The organism is Blautia wexlerae (assembly GCF_013300825.1).
In the GTDB taxonomy this organism is placed as follows: domain Bacteria; phylum Bacillota; class Clostridia; order Lachnospirales; family Lachnospiraceae; genus Blautia_A; species Blautia_A wexlerae_B.
On sequence record NZ_JAAIMY010000011.1, the window covers coordinates 12,025 to 38,374 of the forward strand.

Below are 26,350 nucleotides of genomic sequence, written 5' to 3' on the forward strand. Positions count from 1 at the left end.
ACCAGATAATTGCTCTGCTGTTTTATCTGTGATACTCTCTGGAAATCACCATCTTACAGATTGGATTTCCCATAGAAGAAAATTTCTCTTCATATTCTGTCATAACATTTCCCTGTACCATCTCTTCATTATGATGCAGATCAAAGGTAGAAGCTTCCAGATTCCATCCGGCTTCCTCCACTTCTTCCAGGGAAAATTCAAACAGTTCCTTATTATCTGTCTTGAATTCCACTTTTCCATCCTGAACCAGAATCTGGTCGTAACGTGCCAGGAATTCTCTGGATGTCAGGCGACGTTTTGCATGGCGGGCTTTTGGCCATGGATCGGAAAAGTTCAAGTAAATCTTATCTACTTCACCTTTCTCAAAGATTTCCGGCAGAAGTCTGGCATCCACTCTCATAAAAAATAAATTAGAATAAACCTCTCCATTCTCCTCCAGTTCCTCCCTCTTCTGCAATGCGCGAAGAAGAACGCTGTCATACATCTCAATTCCTATATAATTGATATCCGGATGCAGCCGGGCCAGATCCATAAGAAATCTTCCTTTTCCCATCCCTACTTCAATATGAAGAGGCTGCTTTTTCGCAAAAACCTCCCCCCAGTGTCCTTTCTTTGTCTGTGGCTCCTGCACCACATAAGGGCTCTCCAGAATTGCATCCTGAGCTCCCGGAATATTTCTTAATCTCATAAAAATCTCCTGTTCCTTTTCTTATATCTCCAGAGCGTGTTTGAAAAATGCTTTACACAAGATGTGCGTGCAATTTCCTGCCACCAATAAACTACCATACCATATTCCTAACGTCAATCACATCCCGGACAGATATTCGCAGGTGATTTCTTTAACTTGTCTAAAAAATAACAATTTTTTCCTTTCAGAAAAAAATTTAGATGGTTTTTTTAAACAAAAGGGTGTATGATATCTAACAGATATTACTATTTTCCGCATAGTAAATCTGAATTTTTTGTAAAATTTTGACAATCAAGGAGGTTGAAGATGGAGCAGATACTTAACAAATTATCTGAAATCGAGCTTACAGCCCAACGCATCATGGAAGACTGCGACCGGCAAAAGCAACAGCTTTCTGAAGAGGCAGAACAGAAATGTAAAAATTATGACGAGCAGCTGGAGACCCGGACAGCAGAGCATATTCGACGGATCCGTCAGCAACTGGAAGAAGAAAAAGATTCCCGCCTGACACAGTTACGTGCAGATACAGACGCTACCTTTTCTTCACTGGATGCTCATTACGAACAGCAGCACTCACAACTTTCCAGAGAATTGTTTGAGAAAATACTGGCTATGTAAAGATCTGTCTCAAACGCTAGAGCGTGTCTGAAAAAGGCTTTCTGCAAGATGTGCGTCACAATTTGCGGGAATGATTTTTCAGACACACTCTAGATGACATCAGGAAAGGAAGTGAAAAACAATGGGAGGCGTACTCTCCTACAGCGGACTTTCCACGAAAATCCGCGCAATGCAGAGCAGGCTTACTACCATGGAACAGTTCGAGGAAATCCTCCAGCTCTCCGATGTCACGCAGGTAGCCGCCTATCTGAAGCGAATGCCGGAATACTCTTCCAGGTGGGATGCACTGGATGAAAATACCCTGCACCGTGGCCAGATTGAGAAGCTTCTGAAGAAATCCATATTCCAGAATTTCTCCAGAATTTATCACTTTGCCAACCCGGAGCAACGTAAATTTCTGGATCTGTATTCCAAGCGATATGAAATCCGTGTACTGAAAGAAGTCATGACAAATATCTTCGATCACCGTGACACAGATCCTGTAGATGTTTCTCCGTACCGTGAATTTTTCCGTCTGCATTCCAATATTGATGTAGACCGGATCACTACCTGTTCCACCATGGAGGAACTGATCTCCTGCCTCAAAGGAAACGAATTTTACATCCCGCTTTCGAAGATCCAGGAGCATGAAACAGCACTTCTCTTCGACTATGGTATGGCACTGGATCTGTACTATTTTACCCAGATCTGGAACATCCGTAAGAAGCTGTTTAAAGGTAAAGATCTGGAAGAGATTACCCGCACTTACGGCGAGAAATTTGATATGCTGAACCTGCAGTTTATCCAGCGTTCCAAAAGGTATTACAACATGGATCCGGCAAGTATTTATGCCCTGCTGATCCCTGTAAATTATAAGTTAAAGAAAGAAGAGATCACAGCTTTGGTGGAAGCACCTTCATACGAAGAAAGTCGAAGAATTTTCCAGAAAACATGGTACGGCAACCAATATGAACAGCTTACCGTAGCCAATCTGGAAGAATTCTACAACCACATCCACCGCTCGATCCTTGAGAAGGAATCCCACAGAAATCCATATTCTGTAGCAGTAATCTATTCTTACCTGTATAACAAGGAACACGAAGTAAACCGTCTGACTATCGCCATTGAATGCGTACGTTATGGCGTGCAGCATGATGAAGCCATGCGTTATATTTGCAACAGTTGATTTCTATATGACGCATAACTGAATAACTGCTTCGCAGTTTAAAGAACATTAACCAGGAGGTGAATTTATGATTGAGAAAATGAAGTTCCTGAGCATTACCGGTCCTAAGGCCGATATTGACAGAGTGGTAAACACCTATCTTTCCAAGTACGAAATTCATCTGGAAAATGCCCTTTCCGAGCTGACCGCAGTAGAGAGTCTTTCTCCGTTTATGGAGATCAATCCATATAAGGAAGCACTCTCTACTGCCAACAGTTTCTATGATGAACTGGCAGATCCGGAGAAGATTTCTGCCAAACCCATGGATACTGAACAGGCTTTAAATACAATCCGCCGGATTCAGTCTGATTATCAGGAACTAAGCAATAAACGTGCTGATCTGGAGAGTCAGCTTGCAGCTCTGGATGAATCTCTGCGAGTGATCCGCCCGTTCAGAAATATTAATTACAATATTTCCTCAATCCTGAAATTCCAGTTCATCCACTTCCGTTTTGGAAGGATTGAGAAGGAATATTACCAGAAATTCGAAAAGTATATTTACGAAAATCTGGACACAATTTTCATTAAATGTGATGAAGATGACCAGTATGTCTGGGGTCTGTATTTTGTCCCGGAGCACGAAGCCCAGAAAGTAAAAGCCGTCTATTCTTCCATGCACTTCGAGCGTATTTATATGCCAGATACGTATGAAGGAACAGCAAAAGAAGCTTTCGAACAACTGACTGAAACACGCAACAGAGCTGCTGCTGATCTGGCATCTGCCGATCAAAAAAAAGCAGATTTTCTTCTTAGAAATCAGAAAGATATCGTTGCATCACGCAATGCTATCGCACAGCTTTCCGGTAACTTTGATGTGCGCAGACTTGCAGCATGTACACATGGGGATAAGGACGTTTTCTATATCTTATGTGGATGGATGACAGAGAAAGATGCCCATTCTTTCCAGAATGATATCAAAGACGACAGCCGCATTTTCTGCATTATTGACGGTGAAGAGGACGAACATCTGAAGCCAGGCATCCACCAGCAGCCACCTACCAAACTGAAGAACCCGAAACTGTTTAAACCATTTGAAATGTACATCAAAATGTATGGTCTTCCAGCCTATAACGAGATGGATCCAACATGGTTTGTAGCACTGACTTATTCCTTTATTTTCGGTGCAATGTTCGGTGATGTGGGGCAGGGATTGCTGCTCTTTATCGGTGGTTTCCTGCTTTATAAATTCAAACATATCACACTGGCAGGCATTATCAGTTGTGCAGGTGTGTTCTCCACAATCTTCGGATTTATGTTCGGAAGTATCTTCGGATTCGAAGATGTGATACCAGCCCTGTGGCTTCGCCCGATGAACAATATGATGTCAGTTCCGTTTATCGGAAAGCTGAATACGGTATTTATTGTTGCCATTGGTTTTGGTATGTGCCTGATCCTTTTATGTATGGTATTTAACATTCTGAACGCCTGGAAAGCCAGAGACGTAGAACACATCTGGTTTGATACAAACTCAGTGGCAGGTCTGGTATTCTACGGCTCTGCAGTTGCTTCCATTGCACTGATACTCAATGGCAAAACACTTCCCGGCGGAATCGTACTGTTTATCATGTTCGGCGTACCACTGATCCTGATCTTTTTGAAAGAGCCACTTACTGCCCTCATTGAGAAGAAATCAGAAGTTATGCCGAAAGAGAAGGGAATGTTCATTGTACAGGGACTTTTTGAAATGTTTGAAGTCCTGTTAAGCTACTTCTCCAATACCCTTTCCTTCGTCCGTATCGGAGCTTTCGCAGTCAGCCATGCAGCAATGATGGAAGTTGTTCTCATGCTTGCAGGCGCAGAAAGCGGAAACCTGAACTGGATAGTAGTAGTTCTGGGAAACCTTTTTGTATGTGGTATGGAAGGCCTGATCGTTGGTATCCAGGTGCTTCGTCTGGAATATTACGAAATGTTCAGCCGCTTCTACAAAGGTACAGGACGTAAATTTGAGCCGTTCCGCTCTGTAAAATAAACGAAAAGATCATCAGAAATTATACTATTTTCATTTATATATCATCCACGGGAAACCCATATCTGTCAGTCAGCCAGATATTCAAAGCCGAATAAATATGATATATATGAACAGCAAAATCAAGAACTAAGAGGAGATTTAATTATGACAACAATCGCACAGATCATTTTAGCAATCGCACTGGTACTCAGCATCATTCTTCCATTTGGCTACTATCTCATCGGTGAAAAAAACCGCGGACGTTACAAAACAGCTCTCGGTGTAAACGCATTCTTCTTCTTTGGAACCATGCTTATCGCCATTGCAGTTATGTTCACAGGTGCTTCTTCCGTACAGGCCGCTGCAGGCTCTGAAGGCACACTTGCAACAGGTATGGGTTATATCGCAGCAGCTCTTGTAACAGGTCTTTCCTGTATCGGTGGTGGTATTGCCGTTGCCAGTGCGGCAAGCGCAGCCTTAGGCGCTATCAGCGAGGATCAGAGTATCCTTGGTAAATCCCTTATTTTCGTAGGTCTTGCAGAAGGTGTTGCCCTTTATGGACTGATCATCTCCTTCATGATCCTGGGACAGTTATAAGATGCAGATGTTTTTGATCAGCGACAATATCGATACCTACACAGGGATGAGACTGGCAGGTGTAGAGGGCGTAGTCGTACACACACATGATGAATTAAAAGATGCTTTACAGAAAGCTATTTCCAATAAAGAAATCGGAATCATACTCCTGACCGAAAAATTCGGCCGGGAGTTTCCCGAAATTATAGATGATGTAAAGCTTCATCACAAGACCCCTCTGATTATCGAAATTCCCGACAGGCACGGTACTGGCCGCAAACCGGATTTTATCACTTCATATGTGAATGAAGCTATTGGTTTAAAGCTGTAAATATACCGCACGAATCGTATTGATGAAAACGGAATAAACAATAACAGGTGCGGAACAGTAACAATCTAAATATTACAGGCAGGTGTTAACATGACAATTGATGAAAAACTCAGCCATTTTTATGATATCACTGTAGAGGAAGCCCACGAAAAAGCTGCCGCCATTCTCGATGAACATAAAGCGGCTCTGGAGAAAATGGCAGAAGAACACAAAACTCTCAGTGAGGAAAACGCCCAGACACAGATCAAAGCGGAAACTGCCAGCGCCCGACGTGAAATAAACAAGGCACTCTCCGCAGAACAGCTCACCATCAAGCGTGACTGGACCAGAAAACAGAACGAATTAAAAGAGAAAATTTTCTCCGAAGTAAAAGGACTTCTGGAATCTTTTACCAAAACTCCGGAGTATGAGAACTATTTAACTGCTAAGATCAAAGAAGCTCTGGATTTCGCAGGAAATGATGAGATCACTATCTATCTATCTCCAGAGGACAGCTCCTTTGCAGAAAAACTTCAGCAGACAACAGGTGCCGCGATCCTGCTTTCCAAAGATTCTTTCCTTGGTGGAATCCGCGCCACAATCCCTCACAAAAACATCCTGATTGATCACTCTTTTGCAGGAAATTTTGAGGCAGCATACAAAGAATTCAAGTTTGACGGAGGACCAGAACATGAGTAATACAGGTATTATCTACGGTGTCAACGGCCCCGTCATTTATCTGAAGGGCGACAGCGGATTTAAGATTTCCGAGATGGTTTATGTAGGTCCGGAACATCTGGTAGGTGAGATCATCGGCCTGAAGAAAGGCATGACCACCGTACAGGTTTTCGAGGAGACTACAGGACTGAAACCAGGCGATACAGTTACAGGAACCGGAGATGCCATTTCTGTACTTTTGGGACCTGGAATCATCCACAATATTTTTGATGGTATCCAGCGTCCTCTGGAAGAGATTGCCAAAGCCTCAGGCAAATATATTTCACGAGGTGTCAGCGTTGATTCCCTTGACACAGAAAAGAGATGGAACACTCACATCACAGTAAAAGAAGGAGATGTTGTAGGTCCCGGCTCTGTTATCGCAGAAACTCAGGAAACAGACTCCATTCTCCATAAATCCATGGTTCCTCCGAATCTTACAGAAGCCACAGTTATCCACGCGGCATCTGACGGAGCATACACCATTCTGGAACCGATCGTAACCATTCAGTTCACAGACGGAACCACCAAAGATCTGGCACTTGCACAGAAATGGCCGATCCGTATCCCGAGACCAACCCACAAACGTTTCCCTGCAAGCGTCCCGCTTGTCACAGGCCAGCGTATCTTGGACACTCTTTTCCCTATCGCAAAGGGCGGTACAGCCGCTGTTCCGGGAGGTTTCGGTACAGGTAAGACCATGACTCAGCATCAGATTGCAAAATGGTCTGACGCAGACATTATCATCTACATTGGATGCGGAGAACGTGGAAACGAGATGACTCAGGTTCTGGAAGATTTCAGTAAACTGATCGACCCGAAATCCGGAAACCTGATGATGGACAGAACCACATTGATTGCCAATACTTCCAACATGCCGGTTGCGGCGCGTGAAGCTTCTATTTATACAGGTGTAACTCTTGCGGAATATTACCGGGACATGGGTTACGACGTAGCTATCATGGCAGACTCCACTTCCCGTTGGGCAGAAGCTCTTCGAGAACTGTCCGGCCGTCTGGAGGAAATGCCTGCAGAGGAAGGTTTCCCTGCATATCTGGCATCCAAGCTGTCCGCATTCTATGAACGTGCAGGAATGATGCAGAACTTAAACGGAACCGAAGGCTCTGTCTCCATTATCGGAGCAGTTTCTCCACAGGGTGGTGATTTCTCAGAGCCTGTCACACAGAATACCAAGCGCTTCGTCCGCTGTTTCTGGGGACTGGACAAATCCCTTGCCTATGCCCGTCACTTCCCGGCAATCCACTGGCTCACCAGCTACAGTGAATATCTGGAAGACCTGACTCCATGGTACAGAGAGCATGTTTCCCCGAAATTTGTAGCAGACAGAAATCAGCTCATGGCAATCCTAAATCAGGAGAGCTCCCTGATGGAGATTGTCAAGTTGATCGGAAGTGACGTTCTTCCGGATGACCAGAAACTGACGCTGGAAATTGCCAGAGTCATCCGTCTGGGCTTCCTCCAGCAGAACGCTTTCCACGCAGAAGACACCTGCGTACCAATGGAAAAACAGTTTAAGATGATGGAGATCATCCTCTATCTCTACGAGAAATGCCGCGCACTCATCAACCGGGGCATGCCGGTTTCCGTACTGAAAGAGGGCAACAACATTTTTGAAAAAATTATTTCCATTAAATATGATGTGGCAAATAATCAGCTTGATAAATTTGACCAATACAAGCAGGACATTGATACTTTCTATGATAACATAATGAAAAAAAACGGCTGATGCCGGAACAGTTACATTCATAGCCATAACCGGCTATGAGTCGTAACAGAGAGGAGAAGTTTATGGCAATTGAATATTTAGGCTTAAGCGAAATAAACGGACCTCTGGTGGTCCTGGAAGGCGTCAAGAATGCCTCCTATGAGGAAATCGTGGAATTTCACATGGATGACGGGACTCGCAAGATCGGCCGTATTATTGAGATTTATGAGGACAAGGCTGTTATCCAGGTTTTTGAAGGAACAGACGGTATGTCCTTAGGCAACACCCATACCCGGCTGACCGGACGTCCCATGGAAATCGGACTTTCCCCGGAAATCCTCGGACGAACCTTTAACGGTATCGGACAGCCCATCGACGGTCTGGGGGACATCACCCCGGATGTAAAATTAAACATCAATGGTCTGCCGCTGAACCCGGTAGCACGTGAATATCCCCGAAACTATATCAACACCGGTATTTCCGCAATCGACGGACTGACCACCCTGATCCGAGGACAGAAGCTTCCGATCTTTTCCGGAAATGGTCTTCCCCACGATAAGCTGGCCGCACAGATCGTACAGCAGGCTTCTCTGGGAGAAGACTCTGATGAGGATTTTGCCATTGTTTTTGCGGCAATGGGTGTCAAATATGACGTAGCGGAATTTTTCCGCCGTACCTTCGAGGAAAGCGGTGCCGCAGACCATGTGGTCATGTTCCTGAACCTTGCAAATGATCCGGTTGTTGAGCGTCTTCTTACACCGAAGATCGCCCTCACTGCCGCAGAATATCTTGCTTTTGAAAAAGGAATGCACATCCTGGTCATCCTGACAGATATCACATCCTTCTGTGAGGCTATGCGAGAGGTTTCCTCCTCCAAAGGTGAGATTCCGTCCCGTAAAGGTTATCCGGGTTATCTGTACAGCGAGCTTGCAACCCTGTACGAACGTGCAGGTATCGTAAAAGGCAAACCGGGTTCCGTAACCCAGATCCCGATCCTGACCATGCCAAACGATGATATCACTCACCCGATTCCTGACCTTACCGGTTATATCACCGAAGGTCAGATCGTTCTGGACAGACAGCTTCATGGACAGGCAATCTATCCGCCTATTAACGTACTGCCATCTCTTTCCCGTCTGATGAAGGACGGTATCGGTGAAGGCTATACAAGAGCAGACCATCAGGACGTGGCAAATCAGCTTTTCTCCTGCTATGCAAAGGTTGGAGATGCCAGAGCCCTTGCTTCCGTTATCGGTGAGGATGAGCTTTCCCCGCTGGATAAACGCTATCTGGTATTTGGTAAAGCTTTTGAGAGTGAATTTGTAGGACAGTCCGAAACCGAGAACCGAAGTATCACCGAAACCCTGGATAAGGGCTGGGAGCTTCTGGGACTTCTTCCGAAAGAAGAACTCGACCGAATTGATACGAAGATCCTTGACAAGTACTATCACGAAACAGTACGCTAAAAGAAGCGAGGTGATTACATGGATCCGAATACCTTTCCCACCAAGGGAAACCTGATACTTGCAAAGAATTCACTGAAGCTTTCCCGTCAGGGCTATGAGCTGATGGACAAAAAGCGTAACATCCTGATTCGTGAAATGATGGAGCTGATTGATCACGCAAAGGATATCCAGACACAGATCGATGTGACTTTCCGCACTGCATATGCTGCCCTGCAGAAAGCCAATATGGAGATTGGTATCGCCTTTGTCCAGCAGATCGCGTGTACGGTTCCTGTCGAGAACTCTATACGCATTAAAACCCGAAGTGTTATGGGTACGGAAATTCCTCTGGTGGAATATGACAAAACCACTAACACTCCCACCTATGCCTACTACAGCACAAAGATGTCTCTGGACGAAGCCAAGGCTGCCTTTGAAAAGGTAAAAGAACTGTCCATCCGCCTGTCCATGGTGGAGAACGCAGCCATCCGCCTTGCAGCCAATATCAAGAAAACTCAGAAACGTGCCAATGCTCTGAAGAATATCACCATTCCGAAGTATGAAGCATTGACCAAAGATATCCAGAATGCACTGGAAGAGAAAGAACGTGAGGAATTTACCCGTCTGAAAGTCATCAAACGAATGAAGCAGAAATAGTGTATATCTGAAAGCAGCCGGATGAATATTTATTATTCATCCGGCTGCTTTTTATCTGACGCAGGATTTCACACTCTGATGGGCTGGATTAAGATGGAAAGTTATCCCCATCCGAATTCATTTTGTGCATTTCTCATCCACATCTGTCTCTGCTATGTGGAAATTTCCTTTTTCTGTCAAATGTATTCTTTTTTTCATTGTTGTTGTAGTGTTTAGCAGAATATCTTTTTGAATATTCTGATTATTCATGTATATATTATTATATTTTGTCTTTTTTATACAATATTATACGTTTTTTAGAATATAAAAAAGTCAATAGATTTGAGGATTTTTTCGTCCAAAAATGTCGATTTATCATTTTATACAAAACATCTGTTCCTTTTTTCCTTATGTAAATCGAGTATTCCACACACATCAAATGTGGATAATGTGGATAACTTTGTGTATAACTTTAATTTACGGGATTTTTCAATGACTGCATATGTGGATAGAGTGTGTATGACTTTATCCACTTTTCCCACCTTTCGACTTTCTTTGTGCAATTTGTCGAATCATATAATTTTAAGCGTTACAGCTATTCCATAAACGTACCCACGGCTGCCGGCTGCTGGTAATCATAGTTGGAAATCTTGATTCCCGTTGCAGCACCACTGGCATGGATAATCTTGCCATCACCGATATAAAGTGCCACATGGTCAACATATCCACTTCCGTAGAATACCAGATCTCCCGGCTCAAGCTGGCTGATATCTTTCTTTGTGGCTGCATCACACTGCGCTGCAGCCACACGCGGAAGACTGTAACCGAAATTAGCAAATACAGACATTACATATCCTGAACAGTCTGCACCGTTTGTCAGGCTTGTTCCACCGTAAACATACGGATTTCCCTCAAACTGCAGTGCAAAATCCACAATCGCCTGACGTTTCGCAAGACGCTGTTCCTCTGCCTTCTTCGCTTCCTCTTCGGCTTTCTTTCTGGCCTCTTCCTCCGCTTTCTTCTTAGCTTCTTCTATTGTCTGCTGAATAAACTGCAGAGCATCTTCTTTCTCCTGCTCTGCTTTTTCAGAAGCTTTCTGCGCTTTCTCCACTCTGCGTTCCTCTCTGATCTGTGCAGCTTCCTCTTCCTTCGCCACAAACTCCTGTGTCTGTTCTTCTGTCTGCTTTGCCAGTGTACTTGCCAGTGCACTTACACTTCCTGTTCCATCAGAAAACGCTGACGCACCATCATCAAACTGTGCCGCGCTTACACATACGCCCTGTGTCAGAACCACAGAACTCACAACTGCCGCTATTAAAATCATCTTTATCCTATTGTTCATTTTATTAATCAACTCCTGTTATACATTGCTATAAAATCATTACATATTTGTTACGTTTTGTTACGCATTTGTGTATGTTAACATAATATCCTCTATTTTGTCAAATAAAAAAAGTGTGAAGAACATTCCCCACACTTTTTTCATTACTTTTCACTCTATTTTCAGTCTCTCCGATGAATCAGGTAATTCTGCACAGAGGCTACCGCATTAGCCCCGTCAGCCACTGCAGTTACCACCTGGCGAAGCATCTTTGTGCGGATATCTCCTGCTGCAAAAATTCCCGGTGTTTCGGTAATTCCTTCCTCTCCTGCCACAATATACCCCGCTTCATCAAGCTTCACCAGATTCCTGAATTTATCTGTATTCGGCAGTATTCCCACAGCAATGAAAGCGCCATCTGTGGCAATCACAGATTCTGTGGCATCCTGCACATCCCGTATCTTAAGCCCTGTGACACATTCCGTGCCCTGAATCTCCACAGCTACGCTGTTCCACCTGATTTCCACATTTTCACAGGCAAAAAGACTCTCCTGCAGAATCCGCTCTGCGCGAAGTTCTTCACGCCTGTGAACCAGATAAACCTTCTTACATATTCTGGAAAGAAAAATCGCATCTTCCACTGCCATGTTTCCACCGCCCACAACAACCGCAGTCTTATTCTTAAAGAAAGCTCCGTCACAGGTAGCACAGTAAGAAACACCCATTCCGGACAGTTCTTCCTCCCCCGGAATATTTAATTTCCTGTGGCTGGCTCCACAGGCAAGGATTACTGTTCTGGCTCTGTATTCATGTGTCTTTGTGCGGATGATCTTATCAGTTCCTGCATCCTCCACAGAAAGAACATTTTCCCTGAGTGGCTCAATCCCCAGTTTCGCAGCATGTCCTGCCATTGCCTCACCCAGATCCATACCACTTATCCCCGGCATTCCCGGATAATTATCCACCTCATAGGTATTCAGCACCTGACCCCCCTGTTCAAACTGTTTGTCCAGCCATAAGGTATTCAGCTTTGCTCTGGCTGCATAAATGGCTGCACTGATCCCCGCCGGACCTGCCCCCAGAATTGCTGTATCATAAATTTCAGACATATATATCCTCCTCGTACTCTCTAAAATCTTCACTGCCACTACTGTTCACTCCGTGCTCAGCCGCACACATCTCTCCCACAAAAACAGCTTACCAAACATCAACTGTAAACAGTATAACCTGCTGCCAACTATAATAGCATACTCCACCCTCTTTTCCAATAAAATAGTAAAAAGCAGCTTCCGAGGTGGATATGCGTATTCATAGGAATATCCCCAAAAGAATCCTCTGCCTGTGTCTGGTTTTTGCCATTGGCATCAGCATGGGTGTTCTCTCCGACCACTTCGTTTCTGAAAACTCCCGCTTTCAGACCTTTACGGAAAAATTATTCCGGTCTGAAGTATGCAGCAATACCCTCACCCTTCACTACACTCTTGCACACCCTGAAAAAAAAGGTATCAGAAAGCCCGAGGCAACTCTTGGAACTGCACTTTCTGACCCTGCTAAGACCACCAGTCTCTGTCAGGAATATGAGAAAGAGCTGAAATCCTTTGCCTATTCCAGACTCTCCGAAGAAAACCGGCTTACCTGTGATATGCTCCTTCTCTATTTTCACACCAGAGCCTCCCTTGGAAAAAACAGCATCCTGGATGAGCCGCTGGGACCGGGTCTGGGTGTGCAGGCACAGCTTCCCATTCTTCTGGCAGAATATACTTTCCGGACAAAAGAAGATATCTCTGATTATCTGAAACTTCTGAGTACCGTCAGACCATATTTCCAAAGTATTATAAAACTGGAAAAGCAGAAATCCCAGGAAGGGCTTTTCATGAGCGACACAACTCTGGACCGTATCCTGAAACAATGTCATTCTTTTGTCGCGAATCCTGACTCCAACTACATGGATGATATTTTTGCCCAGAAACTGAAAGCTTTCTCAAACCCTGCATTTAGCAGCGAGAATCAGAAAAAACTCTGTACATATCATCATAAACTGATCTTAACCGAAGTGATCCCTGCTTATCAGGAACTGGCAGACAGTCTGGAAAGCCTTCGCGGTACAGGCAAAAGTAGCCGGGGCCTGGCATTTTTTGAGGGTGGGCGTGAATATTACCTCTACCTGCTACAAAGCCAGACAGGAACCTATGTACCTGTCGGACAAATCGAGAAAAGGATGTCAGCTCAGCTTTTGTCCGATTACCGGGAGGTTTCTTCTCTGCTAAAACAGGATCCCTCCCTGATTGACAGGCTGAATCAATGTTCCGGTGAACCTACACTGACACCGACTCAGATGCTGGAGAAGCTTCCGGAATTGATGAAAAAAGATTTCCCGGAACTGCAAGATGCCACTTACGAACTCCGCACCGTTCATCCTTCCATGAAAAAATTCTTAAGTCCTGCTTTTTACCTCACGCCGCCTGTGGATACCCGAAGCCCCAACGTAATCTATATCAACGATTCCGGGCGTACCTCTTCTCTGGAACTTTTCGGCACACTGGCACATGAAGGATTTCCCGGCCACCTTTACCAGACAGTTTCTTTTGCCGGAAACAATCCCTCTGACATCAGATATCTGGTCACTTCCTCCGGCTATGTGGAAGGCTGGGCAACCTACGTGGAATCATACGGCTATGAATATGCCGCCTCCCTCATGAAGGATCCGTATTCTGCAAAAAATGCCGTCCGGCTTGCCTGGTTAAACAGGAGTATGAATCTGTGTATTTACTCCCTGATTGATATCGGTATTCATTACCGGGGCTGGGATGCAGCCCGCACTGCTGTCTTTCTGAAAGCATTTGGCATCAACAATGCTTCCACTGCTGCCGAAATCTATCAGTATATTGTGGAAACTCCCGGTAACTATCTGAAATACTATTGGGGATATCTGAATTTCCTTGACCTGAAAACAGTCTGTCAGAAAAGACTTGGAGATGCTTTTGACCTGAAAGAATTTCACCGCCGGATTCTGGACATCGGACCTGTACAGTTCCCGGTTCTGGAAAAATACATGAAATAAACGAATTACTGTTCACTCGTTACGGTTTGACATTTTCTGTAAAACATTTTAGAATATTTATATCTGTTTGTAATTATTCAGCAGTCTGCTATTTTGCAGGATATTTTGACCTGTCACTGTAAGGATACTGCTGAATAATTACCAAATATTTATCATTAGAGGTGACGTTCAATTATGCTTAATGTACCGGAAAATCTGTCAGGTGCAGTAAACAGACAGACTGTTCTGACTATCAACACTAAAAAAGTCATGGAACCATTGTCCTCACGCAGCATAGGCAGCATCAATAACATGAGCTGCAGAAATTCCCCCCATACCCGCTCTGCGCCAGTTACAGCTTCATCTTCTGTCAGAGCCACCGCTCCGTCTGCTGATTCATCTTCTGTCAGAACTACAGCTCAATCTGCCGCCAGAACTGTCCCAATCTTAAAAAATCCTGCTCGAAAGGGACAGAAGGTTTCTCTCGAAACCAATGCCCGGATTACAGGAATCCGGGCATATCTGGGATGGGACATCACTAATCCTGAATGTGATGTGGATGTATCCGCTTTTCTTCTGAATAATACAGGCAAGGTTATCGGCGATTCCTGGTTTGTCTTCTACGGTCAGGAAACAAGCCCGGATGGAAGTACTGCTTTTTGGGCAGGTCAGGAAGAGAATCATGAGATCATATCTGTGGACTTTAACAGACTGAATCCTGCTGTATCCAGAATCGTTTTTGTCCTTACTATAAACAAAGCACTGGAAAAACATCTGAATTTCAGTATGCTGAGAGATGCCTACATAAAAATCACCGATACTTCTGATACAGAGCTGGTCAGCTTCAAAATGGACGAATACTATTCCAACGTCACTTCCATAATGATCGGAGAAGTGTACCGACACAATGGAATCTGGAAATTCAATGCAATCGGAAACGGAGTCACAAGAGATCTCGCCGGGCTCTGCGAGCTATATGGGGTTCAGGTAATCTGAGAAAGGAAGGCACTATCATGTTGTCATTTGAAACCATCAACGAATTAACACTGAAAGTTACATGCACCGGCAGCGATGTTCTTTTTGTAAAAGCCGGAGCTTTTATAGCCGGAGATAATTGCGGTCCAAAGAATTACCGTTTTGAAAAGGTACTTCTTGGTCCACAGAAGAGTGTCGGACAGGCTTTATTTGGACAGCTTGCCAGAAGAGTCACAGGAGAAAACATTCCGCTGATGAAGGTCAGTCTGAACGGTGATTCCGTTACATATTACGCCAATTACGGACAGCACGTTGTCATCTATCAGCTGGCGCAAGGCGAAACCATCTCCGTTGAATCCGAGAATATTCTGGCATTTACCCAGGATTGTGATTACAGCGTCCGTTTCATCGGTGTGGGTGTACTTTCCCAAAAAGGTCTTGCTACTTCCACACTTACGGCCAGAGGCAGGAATGCATATGTTGCCGTATTGTCAGACGGCAACCCTGTTGTACTGAGCAATGTTGGCAAAAATAATACCATTTCCGTAGATCCGGATGCTGTGATCTGCTGGATTGGAAACGGACACTGTGATCCCAGTGTCACTGCTGATGTATCCTGGAAAACTTTCATCGGACAGACTTCCGGAGAGTCTTATCAGTTTGAGTGGCATGGTGGAGATAATGTTACGGTTATCATTCAGCCATCTGAACGTCAGGGCGGAATCCGCGTCAGTATGGATTAACAGTCGCAGTGCGATCCTGCCCGGAGGGCTTTGTTATGTTATAGGAACATTACGGAGTAATTTCCTATAACATAAAACCAAACATTTCTCAAGTAATGTTTCCGAAAACAGTCTTCCTGCCTCCATTTCCATCACTGTCTCTTTGAATCTGTCGCTACCATTACCGTAAATCTTTTTAAATCCGGCCGGAACTAATCCCAGGTCGCTTTCTTCCACCATGGAAACATCGAATTCGCTGTCTCCGGCTGCTATGATATATGCAGGCTGCAGTCTCTTTCGAAGTCTTCTCACAGCCATTCCCTTACTCAGATTTACAGGAACAACATATACCTTCTCTCCATTATGAAATACGTCCACCAGCTTCGTAGTCAGTTTTGCCTGCAGATCTTCAACCACTTCCTCCGGCTTTTCACATTTTGTAAAAATAAAAAGCTCATCTATAAATCTCAGCTCAAACTTTCGTCTGGAATCCCCGGCAAGAATCTGCTGCGCTTTTTCCATTTCCGGTATGCTGTTCCGGATCATTCGCAGCGACTCCAGATACCACTCTCTGTCACGCTTACCATTTACCAGCAGTACTCCTCCATTACAGACAAGGGCATAGGGTACGATTCCTATATCCAGATCAATACGTTTATACTGTTCTTCCGTCCTTGTGGATGTTGGTATGATGGTCATCTTCTCGTTTACTTTTTTCAACAGATCATGCGTTTTTTCAGAAATAAATGAGATTTCTCTTCCATTATATAACTCAACATTTAATTTATTTTCACCGATATTGCGCTTATACGAATATATGATGGTATTGTCCATATCCGCACATAAAATGCCATTCATTCTCTTCCTCCAAAAATGGGACTGCCGCACTGTTATTACCTGCGACAGCCCCATAATTATTATTTCATACGTATTGTTTACCTGCTCATGATTGCTTTTCTGATAAGATCCACCGGTATAATAAATACTGCAAGTACCATGGATACCAATAATGCCTTTGGCTCAAGCAGAGTTGTGTTAAATACTTTTCCGCCGATTTCAATGATAATGGTCTGAAGAACAAAGATTGCTCCCATTACCAGTACGAAGTTCTTATTCTCCCCAATATGCTCAAACAGATTAAACTTCTCAGATCTGGTATTCAGACTGTTAAAGATAATCGCATAAATGAAGAACGCAAACATAAATGTTTTCTCATAAAGCTCCGGATCTGCACAGCCCGCAGGGATTACCCAACTGGTAATGCCGCCGATATTCTCAAGTATCAGGATAGAACCAAGGGTAATAAATATTGCACTTACTCCGATCGCTGACTTGATGTACGGAGTCAGAATATTATCTGTTCTCTTTGCCGGCTGATCTTTCATATATCTGTCAAGAATAGGTTCTCCACCAAACGCCATGGCAGCCAGTGTATCCATGATCAGGTTGATCCAGAGGATCTGGACAATGGAAAACGGCTCTGTCCATCCCAGGATCGGTGCAATGATATTCATTAACAGAGTACTGATATTTACAGTAAGCTGGAAAATGAGGAATTTTCCAACAGATTTCGCCATAGTCCTGCTGTTAAGCACACAGTCTTTAATGGAAGTCAGACTGTTATTAAGGATAACAACATCTCCTGCCTCCTGTGCAACTGCTGTACCATCTCCCATTGCAAAACCAATGTCTGCCTGTTTTAATGCGGGAGCATCGTTCACACCGTCACCGGTCATACCACAGACATTATCAATCTGCTGTGAAAGAGATACCAGTCTTTTCTTATCAAGCGGTTTCGCGCGGCTTACCACTCTCAGGTTCGGGAGAACTTTCTTCAGCTCTTCATCTGATAATTTCTCCATTTCTTCATGGGTAAGAACCACATCCTTCTTCTCATCTGCAAGAATACCTGCCTCTTTTGCAATGGCTACTGCAGTTTCCTCTGCATCACCGGTAACCATAACTACCTGGATTCCTGCATCATTGAGAATCTGAACAGTCTCAACCGCATCTGTTCTGACATTATCACGCAGACACAGAACTGCCATAAGAACAATCTTTCCAGCACTGATTTTTGCTACGGAGAGAAGCTTCATGGTTCTCTTTGCCTGTGCATGCATCTGCTCTTCTACTTTATCTTTATCTGCCTTTGTAAACTCTCTTTCTTCCCCGTCCGGAAGCATATAATGTGTTACTTTATCAATGATATTCTCTGTAGCACCCTTCCAGTAAACAAGTCCGTTTTTCAGTTTTACAGTGGCACATTTCTTCTCAGAATCAAATCCGCTGATCTCTTCTACCTTCTCCGGATCATTATCAGAATCATTATAACCATGATTAATGGCATAAGAGAGCAGTGCTCTGTCCATGTTGTTACTTCCGATTGCCTTTCCCTCTGAGGAAATCTTTGCAAGGTTATTCAGGGTGATAGCTTCTATAAACTCACTGCTCTGAATGGAATCAACAATCTCACCGTTACCTGTGATAAATTCTACCAGTGACAGGTTACCCTGTGTGATCGTTCCGGTTTTATCACTGAACAGCACGTTCATGTAAGCAGAATCTGAAAATGCCGCCTTGTGGCTGACAAGGATATTCTTTTTATACATGGACTCTGTATTCATTGACTGAACCAGACTGTTCATCATCGGAAGTCCCTCCGGAACTGCCATGATCACGATAGAAGCCATAAGCATAACTGCTTCCGCTATTACAAGGAGAACGGAAACAACAGTGATTGCCTGATCTGCCCTGATCAGGGTCAGGACAACATGAAGGATACCTGCGATTGCTGCAGCTGACACACCCAGTTTACCGATACCTGCTGCCACACCCTCCAGCTTCAGGCTGGAAGTATCTTTTCGCTCTTCTTCCTCGGAGGTATCTGTCAGAGCTTTGTTTATCTTTCCTAATTCAGAACTGTCTCCGATAACAGTTGCGATCATGTAACCTTCGCCTGAAGTCACAACAGAACCCATAAAGACTTTTCCATGTGAGGAGTAATCCGTAGATTCTGCCTCGTCCATATTGGTTACTGCTGCTTTGTTCTCATCTCTTGATTCACCGTTTAATGCCGCCTGAGATACTTTGATCTTACCTTCAAATAACAGACCATCTGCCGGAACCTTATCTCCTGCCTGGATAAGGATCGTATCACCTTTAACGATTTCACTGGTAAGAATATTGACCAGCTTTCCGTCTCTTACAACTTTGGCATAGGTCTTGCTGTATTCTTCCTGAAGCGCCTCACTTCTTGAAGTATTTCTGTACTCTGACAGGGTACTGAAACCGGTAGCAAGTGCGATTGCGATCACAATACTGATGATCTCCACAACATCATTTCCGCCGGATAATGCAGGGACAAAGATTCCCAGCACAGCCAGGATAACTTTAAGAGCCAGAGCCGCACATAATACCTTGATCCAGATATCATCAAATGCGCCGATGAACATGGACCAGAGTGATTCAGTCTCTTTCTTCGCCAGCTCATTGGTGCCGTACTTCGCCTTGCTCTCGCTGACCTGCTGTCCGGACAGGCCCTGCATTCGCTCCTCTTTGTTTATTTCATTCATAATAATTAACCTCCTCTTTCGGGTTTTGCAACTGTTCAATCATGGACAGACAGTTACCGGATTTTATATAAAAAGAGGAACCATAACAGCTCCTCTTTTTATTTTCACACAAATCTCTGGCAGAGTTCCCCAAGTCCAGGATCTGTTGTGCCATTTCCTACGGCGTTGAATTTCCATTCACCGTTATACCTGTATATTTCCCCAAAAATCATCGCAGTCATACCTGAATAATTCTCAGTTAAATTATATTTGCACATTTCTTTATTGTTTCTGGCATCAACCAGACGGATAAATGCATTCTGGATCATTCCAAAATGCTGTTTTCTCTTTACTGCCTGATAGATATTGACAACAATGACAATCTTATCATATTCAGCCGGAACTCTTGACAGATCAATAACGATCTGCTCATCATCTCCCTCGCCTGCTCCTGTAAGATTGTCTCCCATATGATTGACTGTCCCGGATTTATGTTTCAGGTTGCCGAAATATACCAGGTCTGTTTTATCTGTAAATTTACCATTTTTCAACATGATTGCAGAAGCGTCGCAGTCGATTGCCTGATGTGATGAAGAACCAAATAATGCACCAAACAATCCACCGCCGCCGGATGGCTTTGCCTCATCCCAGCCAAGTCCCACGATCACCTTTGCTAATCCTGCATGCTCCTTTGACAGATTTACTTTCTGTCCTTTCTGTAAGCTTACTGACATTTTCGTCCCTCCTGTTGCCCTCCGGCACTATTCTACGTCTACACCATAACTGTTGCACAAAGCAGCCAGACCACCCTGATAACCGCTTCCAATGGCATTAAATTTCCATTCGTCACCATTCTTGTACAGTTCACCAAATACAACTGCTGTTTCAATAGAGAAATCTTCTCCAAGATCATATCTGAGGATTTCTTCTCCTGTCACTTCATTGAAGATTCTCACAAAGGCATTAGAAACCTGTCCGAAATTCTGGCGTCTTGCCTCTGCATCATAGATGGTAACTGTAAATGCAATCTTTGTGATATTGGCAGGAATCTTTGACAGATCGATCTTAATCTGCTCATCATCTCCGTCTCCGGCACCTGTAAGGTTGTCTCCCATATGCTGGACTGCTCCGGACGGATGTACAAGATTTCCATAGAATACAAAATCGTTCGAATCAGAAACCCTTCCGGAATCTGTCAGACAGAACGCTGCTGCATCCAGATCGAAATCTCCGCCTGTGTCAAAAGCATTGATATCCCATCCGATACCTACAACTACATCCTTAAGTCCCGGGTTACCTTTTGTAAGACTGACCTTCTGTCCTTTTTTTAAACTAACTGGCATATATTTTTCCTCCCATATTGTCTTATCCGCTTCGCTATACAGCTCCATACCTGATAACTGTTTAGTATTTTTACCAAACAGCCGACTGTCTCTTACATTACGCTACTTCAATACCATAATGACCGCAGAGCGCTGCAAGTCCACCTTGGAATCCGCTTCCGATGGCATTAAACTTCCACTCTCCGTTATGTCTGTAAAGTTCTCCTACAACTACTGCTGTTTCAATGGAGAAGTCCTCCCCAAGATCATAATGGATCAGTTCCACCTCATTGGATTCATCTACCAGACGGATGTAAGAGTTTGAAACCTGTCCGAAGTTCTGACGTCTTGCTTCTGCATCATAAATGGTAACTGTAAACGCAATTCTCTCAATATTCGCCGGAACCTTTGACAGATCGATCATGATCTGCTCATCATCACCTTCACCCTCACCGGTAAGGTTATCTCCCATGTGGATGACTGATTCACTGGCATGCTTCAGATTGCCATAGAAAATGAATTCTTTCTCTGTAGGGCATTTTCCGTTGGCACCAAGCATAAATGCTGCTGCATCCAGGTCAAAATCCGAACCTGAATCAAAAGCGTTTACATCCCAGCCAAGTCCTACCATGATCTTCTTAAGTCCCGGATTCTTCTTTGTTAAATCTACCTTCTGTCCTTTTGATAAATTAATAGGCATATCATTCATCCTCCCTTTTTTCTGTGTTTTTATTTTCTTACCGGTGGCACATTGTATTGTTTGTTAAAATCCTGTTTGATTGCCTCCAGACGAACCTGATCCTCCTGGCGTTTCTTTCTGGCATCTTCCTGGATCCTTCTTGTCTCTTCGATTCCATTTGTAATGGTTGCCCATGTCTTCTCAAGAGTCTCAATCTGAATGGAACTTCCGAATGCCATTTTAGCTGTCATCTTCGATACATCTACTGTATTCTGGGCATTCTTAAGAAGCATCTCATTTGTTTTCTTATCCAGTTCTGCAATAGATTCTGCCTGTATCTTCTGCCTTTTCAGAAGAATTGCCTGCGCAAGTGCCTGCTTAAATACAGGAAGCGTAACGATAAACGCAGAATTGATCTTTCTCACCAGATTGTAATTGCTGAACTCCATAGTCTTGATCATGGGAATGGACTGCATTGCCACATTCTCTGCTGTTCTCAGATCCTGTGTCCTCTGTTCCAGCATCATCAGTGCCTGATTCAGACTGGTAAGTTCAAACTGAATAGACTGATCTCCCGTATTCTCCATATCCTGCTGTCTCTGGGCAATGTAGGCTTCAATCTCTTTACATGCCTGTTCTCCTGCAAGGATATATTTCACCAGTTCATGATAATAATCCACATTGGTCTTAAACATGGTATCCAGCTTTTTGTTGGACTGTTTGATTTCAGACTCATATCCTTTAAGCTGAACATAAATCTTATCAACTTCTTCGCCCATTGTGTGATACTTGACCAGTATCTTATCCAGCTGTTTTCTGAAATTTCCGAAAAGCTTTCCGAAAAGTCCCGGATTATCCTTAATTTCATTAATGTCAAACTGATCCATGATCTTTGCCAGCGATTTAAGCATCTCGCTTGTCTCATTAAGCTGCGACATATTCATGCTGTTGAGGACCACATCAGATGCCTTGGAAATCTCCTCTGCTGCTTTCGCACCAAAAGATACAATGGTATCCATATTGTAAACTTCGATCGTGCTGACAATATCGTCCACTTCTTTTGAATTGACCAGCTCAGCATTCATCTGCTGCCTGTCAGCGACAATATCATATTTCTCCACAACTTCAATCTCATTTTTCTCCTGAAGACCATTACCGGCCTGAGCAGGATTTCCCATAGATGATTTACCGAAATCAAGTCCCATAATCTACTAACCTCTCCTGAAAAGTTTTCTCCGCCATGAGGGGCGGGTACTGTTTGTCGAAATGTTATTCAGATCCGGAACCTGCATATCGTATTTATATTCCCCGATCTGGTGCTCTTCCATTAGTTTTTCTGCAAAGTAGTTCTCCACACTCTGATAGCCTGTAGGGACAAAAAACAGAATGTCAAATCCTGCCAGATTCAGGAATGTTACAAGAATCGAATCCTGAAGTGAAATCATCGTCTCCCCTGTATTAATATATATCAGTTTCGGATTCTTTTTTGTAAAATCAAATTTCTGGATCAGACGCAGAATCTCCTTCGGCAGATCCAGAATCTGCGCGATCACTGTATATTCTGTACCATTTTCCCCAATACCCTTTATCAGTTTCCGCTCAATCAGAAGCTGCAGCTTGTCAAGTATAAATTCCTGCATTTCCTCCCGAAGAAGATGATAAGGATATCTGGGATGATTCTTTATTTTATTCCGCAGAAGCTTTCCGTTTTTATAAAATTCTACGGCAAAGGCTTTCATTGGACCGGAGGCAGTTGGTTCAATGTACGGAGCACTTTTCACAACAACGGTATCCTCTGTGATCAGTGCTGCTATGGATTCCCAGTACTGAGAAACACTTCCATCCTTCACTCCTGAGATTTTTGAAAAAATAACCGGAATATTTACCACACCGTTAACTGTGCTGAAATTAGGTCTGTATTTCAATTCCTGATCCCACAGTAGTTTTATCTCTTCATACATGGTCTGCAGATTGATAACATTCGCCTTCACATACTGCTGATTTCTGTATATCCCACTGTCCTGATACATCAGAGTATCAAGTTCTCTTTCCGCATGATAAGCGGCTGTTCCAATCTTTACCTGAGAACTCTCTTCCGGATATTCTGTGATCGCCAGACTCTCCGGATAGTTGACCTCATACAGAAGTTTATCTTCCAGACAGCACTTAATGTTCAGATCAGGACATAAGATCAGCACATCCAGTGGCAGCCGTCCAAGGAAACTCATAAACAGAGCTTCGTTTTCATTCCGGCAGCCCCCCAGATAAATAAAGCATCCAATCTCCGGTGATTTCCAGTTTATGAACAGCCTGGACAGATATCTTCTCAGCCAGCACAGCAGATACACTGCCCTGTTTGTCAGTCTGTTAAGATTTTCCCCTTCCTTCTGAGATTCAGCCAGCATAACATCCACAAATGTTTTATGTAGGATCCGCTGAAGCTCCGGATTGGCTCCATACTGTATATTACACGCAAGTCCCAGGAGCATCTGATCTCCGGATGTATAGTTTGACCTCTTTATCTCTGAAATTTCCTGCGGCGTTGGTCTTGGAATCTCTTTACTTACGATCACCGTATTTCTCTTTGAATTTCTCAGTTCCTGCTGCAATCTGAATAACTCATTTGCATAAGTAAGCTTATCTTCTGCCCCGTTTATCCTGCAGAAACAGTTATAAAAAAAACGGCTGTCATTTCCCCTTAACAGAATGCTCGCGCGGATATCATCCAGGCCGTTTCCCTTTATCCATGCATTTGTACAATTTGTAAGCGAAGGTCTGATTCCATACAGTCTCTCATTGTTGAGTTCATTCTGAATCTCATCTCTGACCTTTTTCACACAATATCCCTGCGGAAATGGCTGCAAACCTTCCATCTGCAAACTGTCTGAGAGAACGGAACCCGGATCTGTTTTCAGATATCCCTGATCCCCTGCATACTGAAGCAGTACTACATCACAGCCTGCATTGGAAAGAATCGATATGAGCATTAACTCATAATTGCTTATCTGCCCTTCATATAATATTTTAGGGATATGGTTCTCTCCAAGCTGATTTACAATGCGTTCAAATTTATAATACAGCCAGCACATGAACTTGATATATGCGTTCCTGAGCATATTCTCGGTTTTCCCGGCTTTTCGCAGGGAATCCAGAGAGTCATAAATGGAGGCTGCCACATTCTGTCTCTGAAACTCATTCATCCTTGGCAACCATTTTCTCAGACTGACATGGATAAAATCCATACTCATCTGAAAATCCATTCCCATTATTTCATTATAATATGCAAGATTCCTCTCATCGGGATTAGGTATCTTCCCTTCGATAACCACTCCGGTTCTTCTTGCTGTATCATAATATTTCTTTATAAATTCGCCGACTTCTTCAGAATATCCATTGATGCGGTAGAAATAAACACCTTTCTCCCGCCTGCTGTTCAGTTCGACAAAATAATCACTGAGGTTTTGAATTTTTTTGTGTTCCAACATATAAGTATCTCACCTTCAATATCTGCTTATCTTATTTCTGTTCATGATAAGTTCTACAGCAATTTCATAAAATAATGCGGAACCATAATTTTCTCCAAATTTTCGTATAAATTCTACCTCAAAATTGTATCATATTGCTATTTATATTTCAAGAAAATTCCCCTGTTCTTTCCATAAGAGAAGACGTAGTGTATTACTATTTACTCCGTTCACAACAACGACACAATAACCTTTCTCTTTCTGTATTTTCATAAGTCAAAAACTCCTCTATGGCTTATTCCCCTGAAATGTGCTATGATGTAGCTGCTGACTCGGTCCTTCACACTGTGATGGGCCGGATTACCTGCAGTATTTTATTGAATTTCTATAAGGTACCCTATTTACGGGAATTTTTGTAGATATGTCAGAAGGAGTGTTATGAAAAATAATGTTTTATATTACAGTGTAGGTCCATTACTCTATTGTCCTGCCAACAGAATATCCATCACTGATTCTCTGATAAATGAAAGATTCGGGAACAGATTTTCTCTTGCTCTCTGTCTTGAAGATACCATAAACGCCGATCATGTTGAAGAAGCCGAGCAGATACTGATTTCTTCTCTCAGCCAGATATTCATACAGCATGAACAAAAGCCATTCTATCTGCCAAAAATATTTATCCGGGTTCGGAATCCACAGCAGATTCAGAGATTAACAAAAGCTCTTGGGCAATCCATTAAGATTGTTACCGGTTTCATCGTCCCTAAATTCAGCCCGGATAACGCACAAAGTTATATTGAGCAGATGATCCTCGTCAATGAACTTGTCGCAAAAAAGCTTTACATGATGCCTATTTACGAAAGTCCTTCCATTATAGATTTGCGAAACAGAATTGATATTCTCTATTTGTTAAGGGATTCTTTAGCCAGAATTGAAGATCTTATATTGAATATACGTGTTGGCGGAAATGATCTGTGCCATATGTTTGGGTTTCGCAGACATGCCAATGAATCTATTCACAGCATCAGACCTGTTTCAGATATTTTCTCAGATATTATCACTGTATATGGTATGGATTATGTGATTTCCGGTCCTGTATGGGAATATTATGCCGGTGACAGCTGGAAAGAAGGAATGATTCAGGAAATCCGGGAAGACAGACTTTGCGGTTTCATCGGAAAAACCGTTATCCACCCTTCACAGATCCCTGTAGTAAACAGAGCTTATCAGGTTTCACGAAATGACTACCTTGACGCACAGGCGATTTTAAACTGGAATGCTGATTCTGCTTCCCTTGTTGCAGGAAGCAAAACCAGAGAAAGAATGAATGAATATAAAACCCATCTGAACTGGGCTAAGAAAACAGTTTATCTTTCAGAAGTTTTCGGAATAACAGAATAAGTATTAC

At 43.4% G+C, this 26,350-nt stretch carries 24 protein-coding genes; 13 read left to right on the plus strand and 11 right to left on the minus strand.

Annotated elements, in window-relative coordinates:
• Positions 1-22: 22 nt before the first annotated feature.
• The gene (gene trmB / locus G4417_RS07400) at positions 23-688 is read right to left on the minus strand and encodes a tRNA (guanosine(46)-N7)-methyltransferase TrmB (protein ID WP_173683174.1); all 666 of its coding nucleotides are present in this window, start codon (positions 686-688) and stop codon (positions 23-25) included.
• A 306-nt stretch (positions 689-994) separates the two neighbouring features.
• Here trmB and G4417_RS07405 point away from each other — a divergent pair, with 306 nt between their 5' ends.
• A complete protein-coding gene (locus G4417_RS07405; protein WP_173683175.1) occupies positions 995-1,306 on the plus strand; it encodes a hypothetical protein in 312 nt (103 codons plus the stop codon).
• 9 nt (positions 1,307-1,315) lie between these two features.
• Here the strand turns inward: G4417_RS07405 and G4417_RS17720 are convergent, their stop codons facing one another.
• On the minus strand, positions 1,316-1,381 hold the full coding sequence (locus tag G4417_RS17720) for a DUF6783 domain-containing protein (protein WP_368185455.1): 66 nt from the start codon (positions 1,379-1,381) through the stop codon (positions 1,316-1,318).
• A gap of 46 nt (positions 1,382-1,427) precedes the next feature.
• Here G4417_RS17720 and G4417_RS07410 point away from each other — a divergent pair, with 46 nt between their 5' ends.
• The 8 genes from G4417_RS07410 (at position 1,428) to G4417_RS07445 (ending at position 9,889) form a co-directional block, all read left to right on the plus strand.
• Positions 1,428-2,471, plus strand: a complete 1,044-nt coding sequence (locus G4417_RS07410; RefSeq protein WP_173683176.1) for a V0D/AC39 family V-type ATPase subunit — start codon at positions 1,428-1,430, stop codon at positions 2,469-2,471.
• A 67-nt stretch (positions 2,472-2,538) separates the two neighbouring features.
• Positions 2,539-4,479 carry a V-type ATP synthase subunit I gene (locus G4417_RS07415; RefSeq protein ID WP_173683177.1) on the plus strand — a complete coding sequence of 647 codons (1,941 nt, stop codon included), beginning with the start codon at positions 2,539-2,541 and terminating at the stop codon, positions 4,477-4,479.
• Positions 4,480-4,623: 144 nt separating this feature from the next.
• On the plus strand, positions 4,624-5,055 hold the full coding sequence (locus G4417_RS07420) for an ATP synthase subunit C (RefSeq protein ID WP_008705339.1): 432 nt from the start codon (positions 4,624-4,626) through the stop codon (positions 5,053-5,055).
• 1 nt (position 5,056) lies between these two features.
• Positions 5,057-5,365, plus strand: a complete 309-nt coding sequence (locus G4417_RS07425; protein ID WP_008705340.1) for a V-type ATP synthase subunit F — start codon at positions 5,057-5,059, stop codon at positions 5,363-5,365.
• Between the two features lie 90 nt (positions 5,366-5,455).
• On the plus strand, positions 5,456-6,043 hold the full coding sequence (locus tag G4417_RS07430) for a V-type ATP synthase subunit E (RefSeq protein ID WP_173683178.1): 588 nt from the start codon (positions 5,456-5,458) through the stop codon (positions 6,041-6,043).
• Positions 6,036-7,808, plus strand: a complete 1,773-nt coding sequence (locus G4417_RS07435; protein ID WP_173683179.1) for a V-type ATP synthase subunit A — start codon at positions 6,036-6,038, stop codon at positions 7,806-7,808. The genes G4417_RS07430 and G4417_RS07435 overlap by 8 nt, the downstream gene beginning before the upstream one ends.
• Positions 7,809-7,870: 62 nt before the next feature.
• A complete protein-coding gene (locus G4417_RS07440; RefSeq protein WP_008705343.1) occupies positions 7,871-9,253 on the plus strand; it encodes a V-type ATP synthase subunit B in 1,383 nt (460 codons plus the stop codon).
• Positions 9,254-9,271: 18 nt separating this feature from the next.
• Positions 9,272-9,889 (plus strand): V-type ATP synthase subunit D, encoded by a 618-nt coding sequence (locus G4417_RS07445; RefSeq protein WP_173683180.1) that lies wholly within the window; start codon positions 9,272-9,274, stop codon positions 9,887-9,889.
• A gap of 574 nt (positions 9,890-10,463) precedes the next feature.
• On the opposite strand, the gene G4417_RS07450 is transcribed toward G4417_RS07445, so the two are convergent.
• Positions 10,464-11,210: a C40 family peptidase gene (locus G4417_RS07450; RefSeq protein WP_243872091.1), complete on the minus strand. Its 747-nt coding sequence runs from the start codon at positions 11,208-11,210 to the stop codon at positions 10,464-10,466.
• A 161-nt stretch (positions 11,211-11,371) separates the two neighbouring features.
• On the minus strand, positions 11,372-12,298 hold the full coding sequence (trxB, locus tag G4417_RS07455; RefSeq protein ID WP_173683182.1) for a thioredoxin-disulfide reductase: 927 nt from the start codon (positions 12,296-12,298) through the stop codon (positions 11,372-11,374).
• A 191-nt stretch (positions 12,299-12,489) separates the two neighbouring features.
• On the opposite strand from trxB, the gene G4417_RS07460 reads away from it, so the two are divergent.
• From G4417_RS07460 to G4417_RS07470, 3 genes are all read left to right on the plus strand, one after another.
• Positions 12,490-14,250 carry a DUF885 domain-containing protein gene (locus tag G4417_RS07460; protein ID WP_173683183.1) on the plus strand — a complete coding sequence of 587 codons (1,761 nt, stop codon included), beginning with the start codon at positions 12,490-12,492 and terminating at the stop codon, positions 14,248-14,250.
• A gap of 174 nt (positions 14,251-14,424) precedes the next feature.
• The gene (locus tag G4417_RS07465) at positions 14,425-15,225 is read left to right on the plus strand and encodes a TerD family protein (RefSeq protein WP_173683184.1); all 801 of its coding nucleotides are present in this window, start codon (positions 14,425-14,427) and stop codon (positions 15,223-15,225) included.
• 17 nt (positions 15,226-15,242) lie between these two features.
• Positions 15,243-15,947: an AIM24 family protein gene (locus G4417_RS07470; RefSeq protein ID WP_173683185.1), complete on the plus strand. Its 705-nt coding sequence runs from the start codon at positions 15,243-15,245 to the stop codon at positions 15,945-15,947.
• Positions 15,948-15,980: 33 nt separating this feature from the next.
• On the opposite strand, the gene G4417_RS07475 is transcribed toward G4417_RS07470, so the two are convergent.
• The 7 genes from G4417_RS07475 to G4417_RS07505 form a co-directional block, all read right to left on the minus strand.
• Positions 15,981-16,784 (minus strand): HAD hydrolase family protein, encoded by an 804-nt coding sequence (locus G4417_RS07475; RefSeq protein ID WP_173683186.1) that lies wholly within the window; start codon positions 16,782-16,784, stop codon positions 15,981-15,983.
• 77 nt (positions 16,785-16,861) lie between these two features.
• Positions 16,862-19,498 (minus strand): cation-translocating P-type ATPase, encoded by a 2,637-nt coding sequence (locus tag G4417_RS07480; RefSeq protein WP_173683187.1) that lies wholly within the window; start codon positions 19,496-19,498, stop codon positions 16,862-16,864.
• Positions 19,499-19,602: 104 nt separating this feature from the next.
• Positions 19,603-20,211, minus strand: a complete 609-nt coding sequence (locus G4417_RS07485; protein WP_008705352.1) for a TerD family protein — start codon at positions 20,209-20,211, stop codon at positions 19,603-19,605.
• Positions 20,212-20,238: 27 nt separating this feature from the next.
• Complete coding sequence (locus tag G4417_RS07490; RefSeq protein ID WP_173683188.1) at positions 20,239-20,820, minus strand: TerD family protein; 582 nt, start codon at positions 20,818-20,820, stop codon at positions 20,239-20,241.
• A 97-nt stretch (positions 20,821-20,917) separates the two neighbouring features.
• Positions 20,918-21,499 carry a TerD family protein gene (locus G4417_RS07495; protein WP_055057770.1) on the minus strand — a complete coding sequence of 194 codons (582 nt, stop codon included), beginning with the start codon at positions 21,497-21,499 and terminating at the stop codon, positions 20,918-20,920.
• 29 nt (positions 21,500-21,528) lie between these two features.
• A complete protein-coding gene (locus tag G4417_RS07500; protein ID WP_173683189.1) occupies positions 21,529-22,683 on the minus strand; it encodes a toxic anion resistance protein in 1,155 nt (384 codons plus the stop codon).
• Between the two features lie 6 nt (positions 22,684-22,689).
• A complete protein-coding gene (locus G4417_RS07505) occupies positions 22,690-24,963 on the minus strand; it encodes a YceG family protein (protein WP_173683190.1) in 2,274 nt (757 codons plus the stop codon).
• 417 nt (positions 24,964-25,380) lie between these two features.
• Here G4417_RS07505 and G4417_RS07510 point away from each other — a divergent pair, with 417 nt between their 5' ends.
• On the plus strand, positions 25,381-26,343 hold the full coding sequence (locus tag G4417_RS07510; RefSeq protein ID WP_173683191.1) for an HpcH/HpaI aldolase/citrate lyase family protein: 963 nt from the start codon (positions 25,381-25,383) through the stop codon (positions 26,341-26,343).
• The last annotated feature ends 7 nt before the right edge of the window (positions 26,344-26,350 follow it).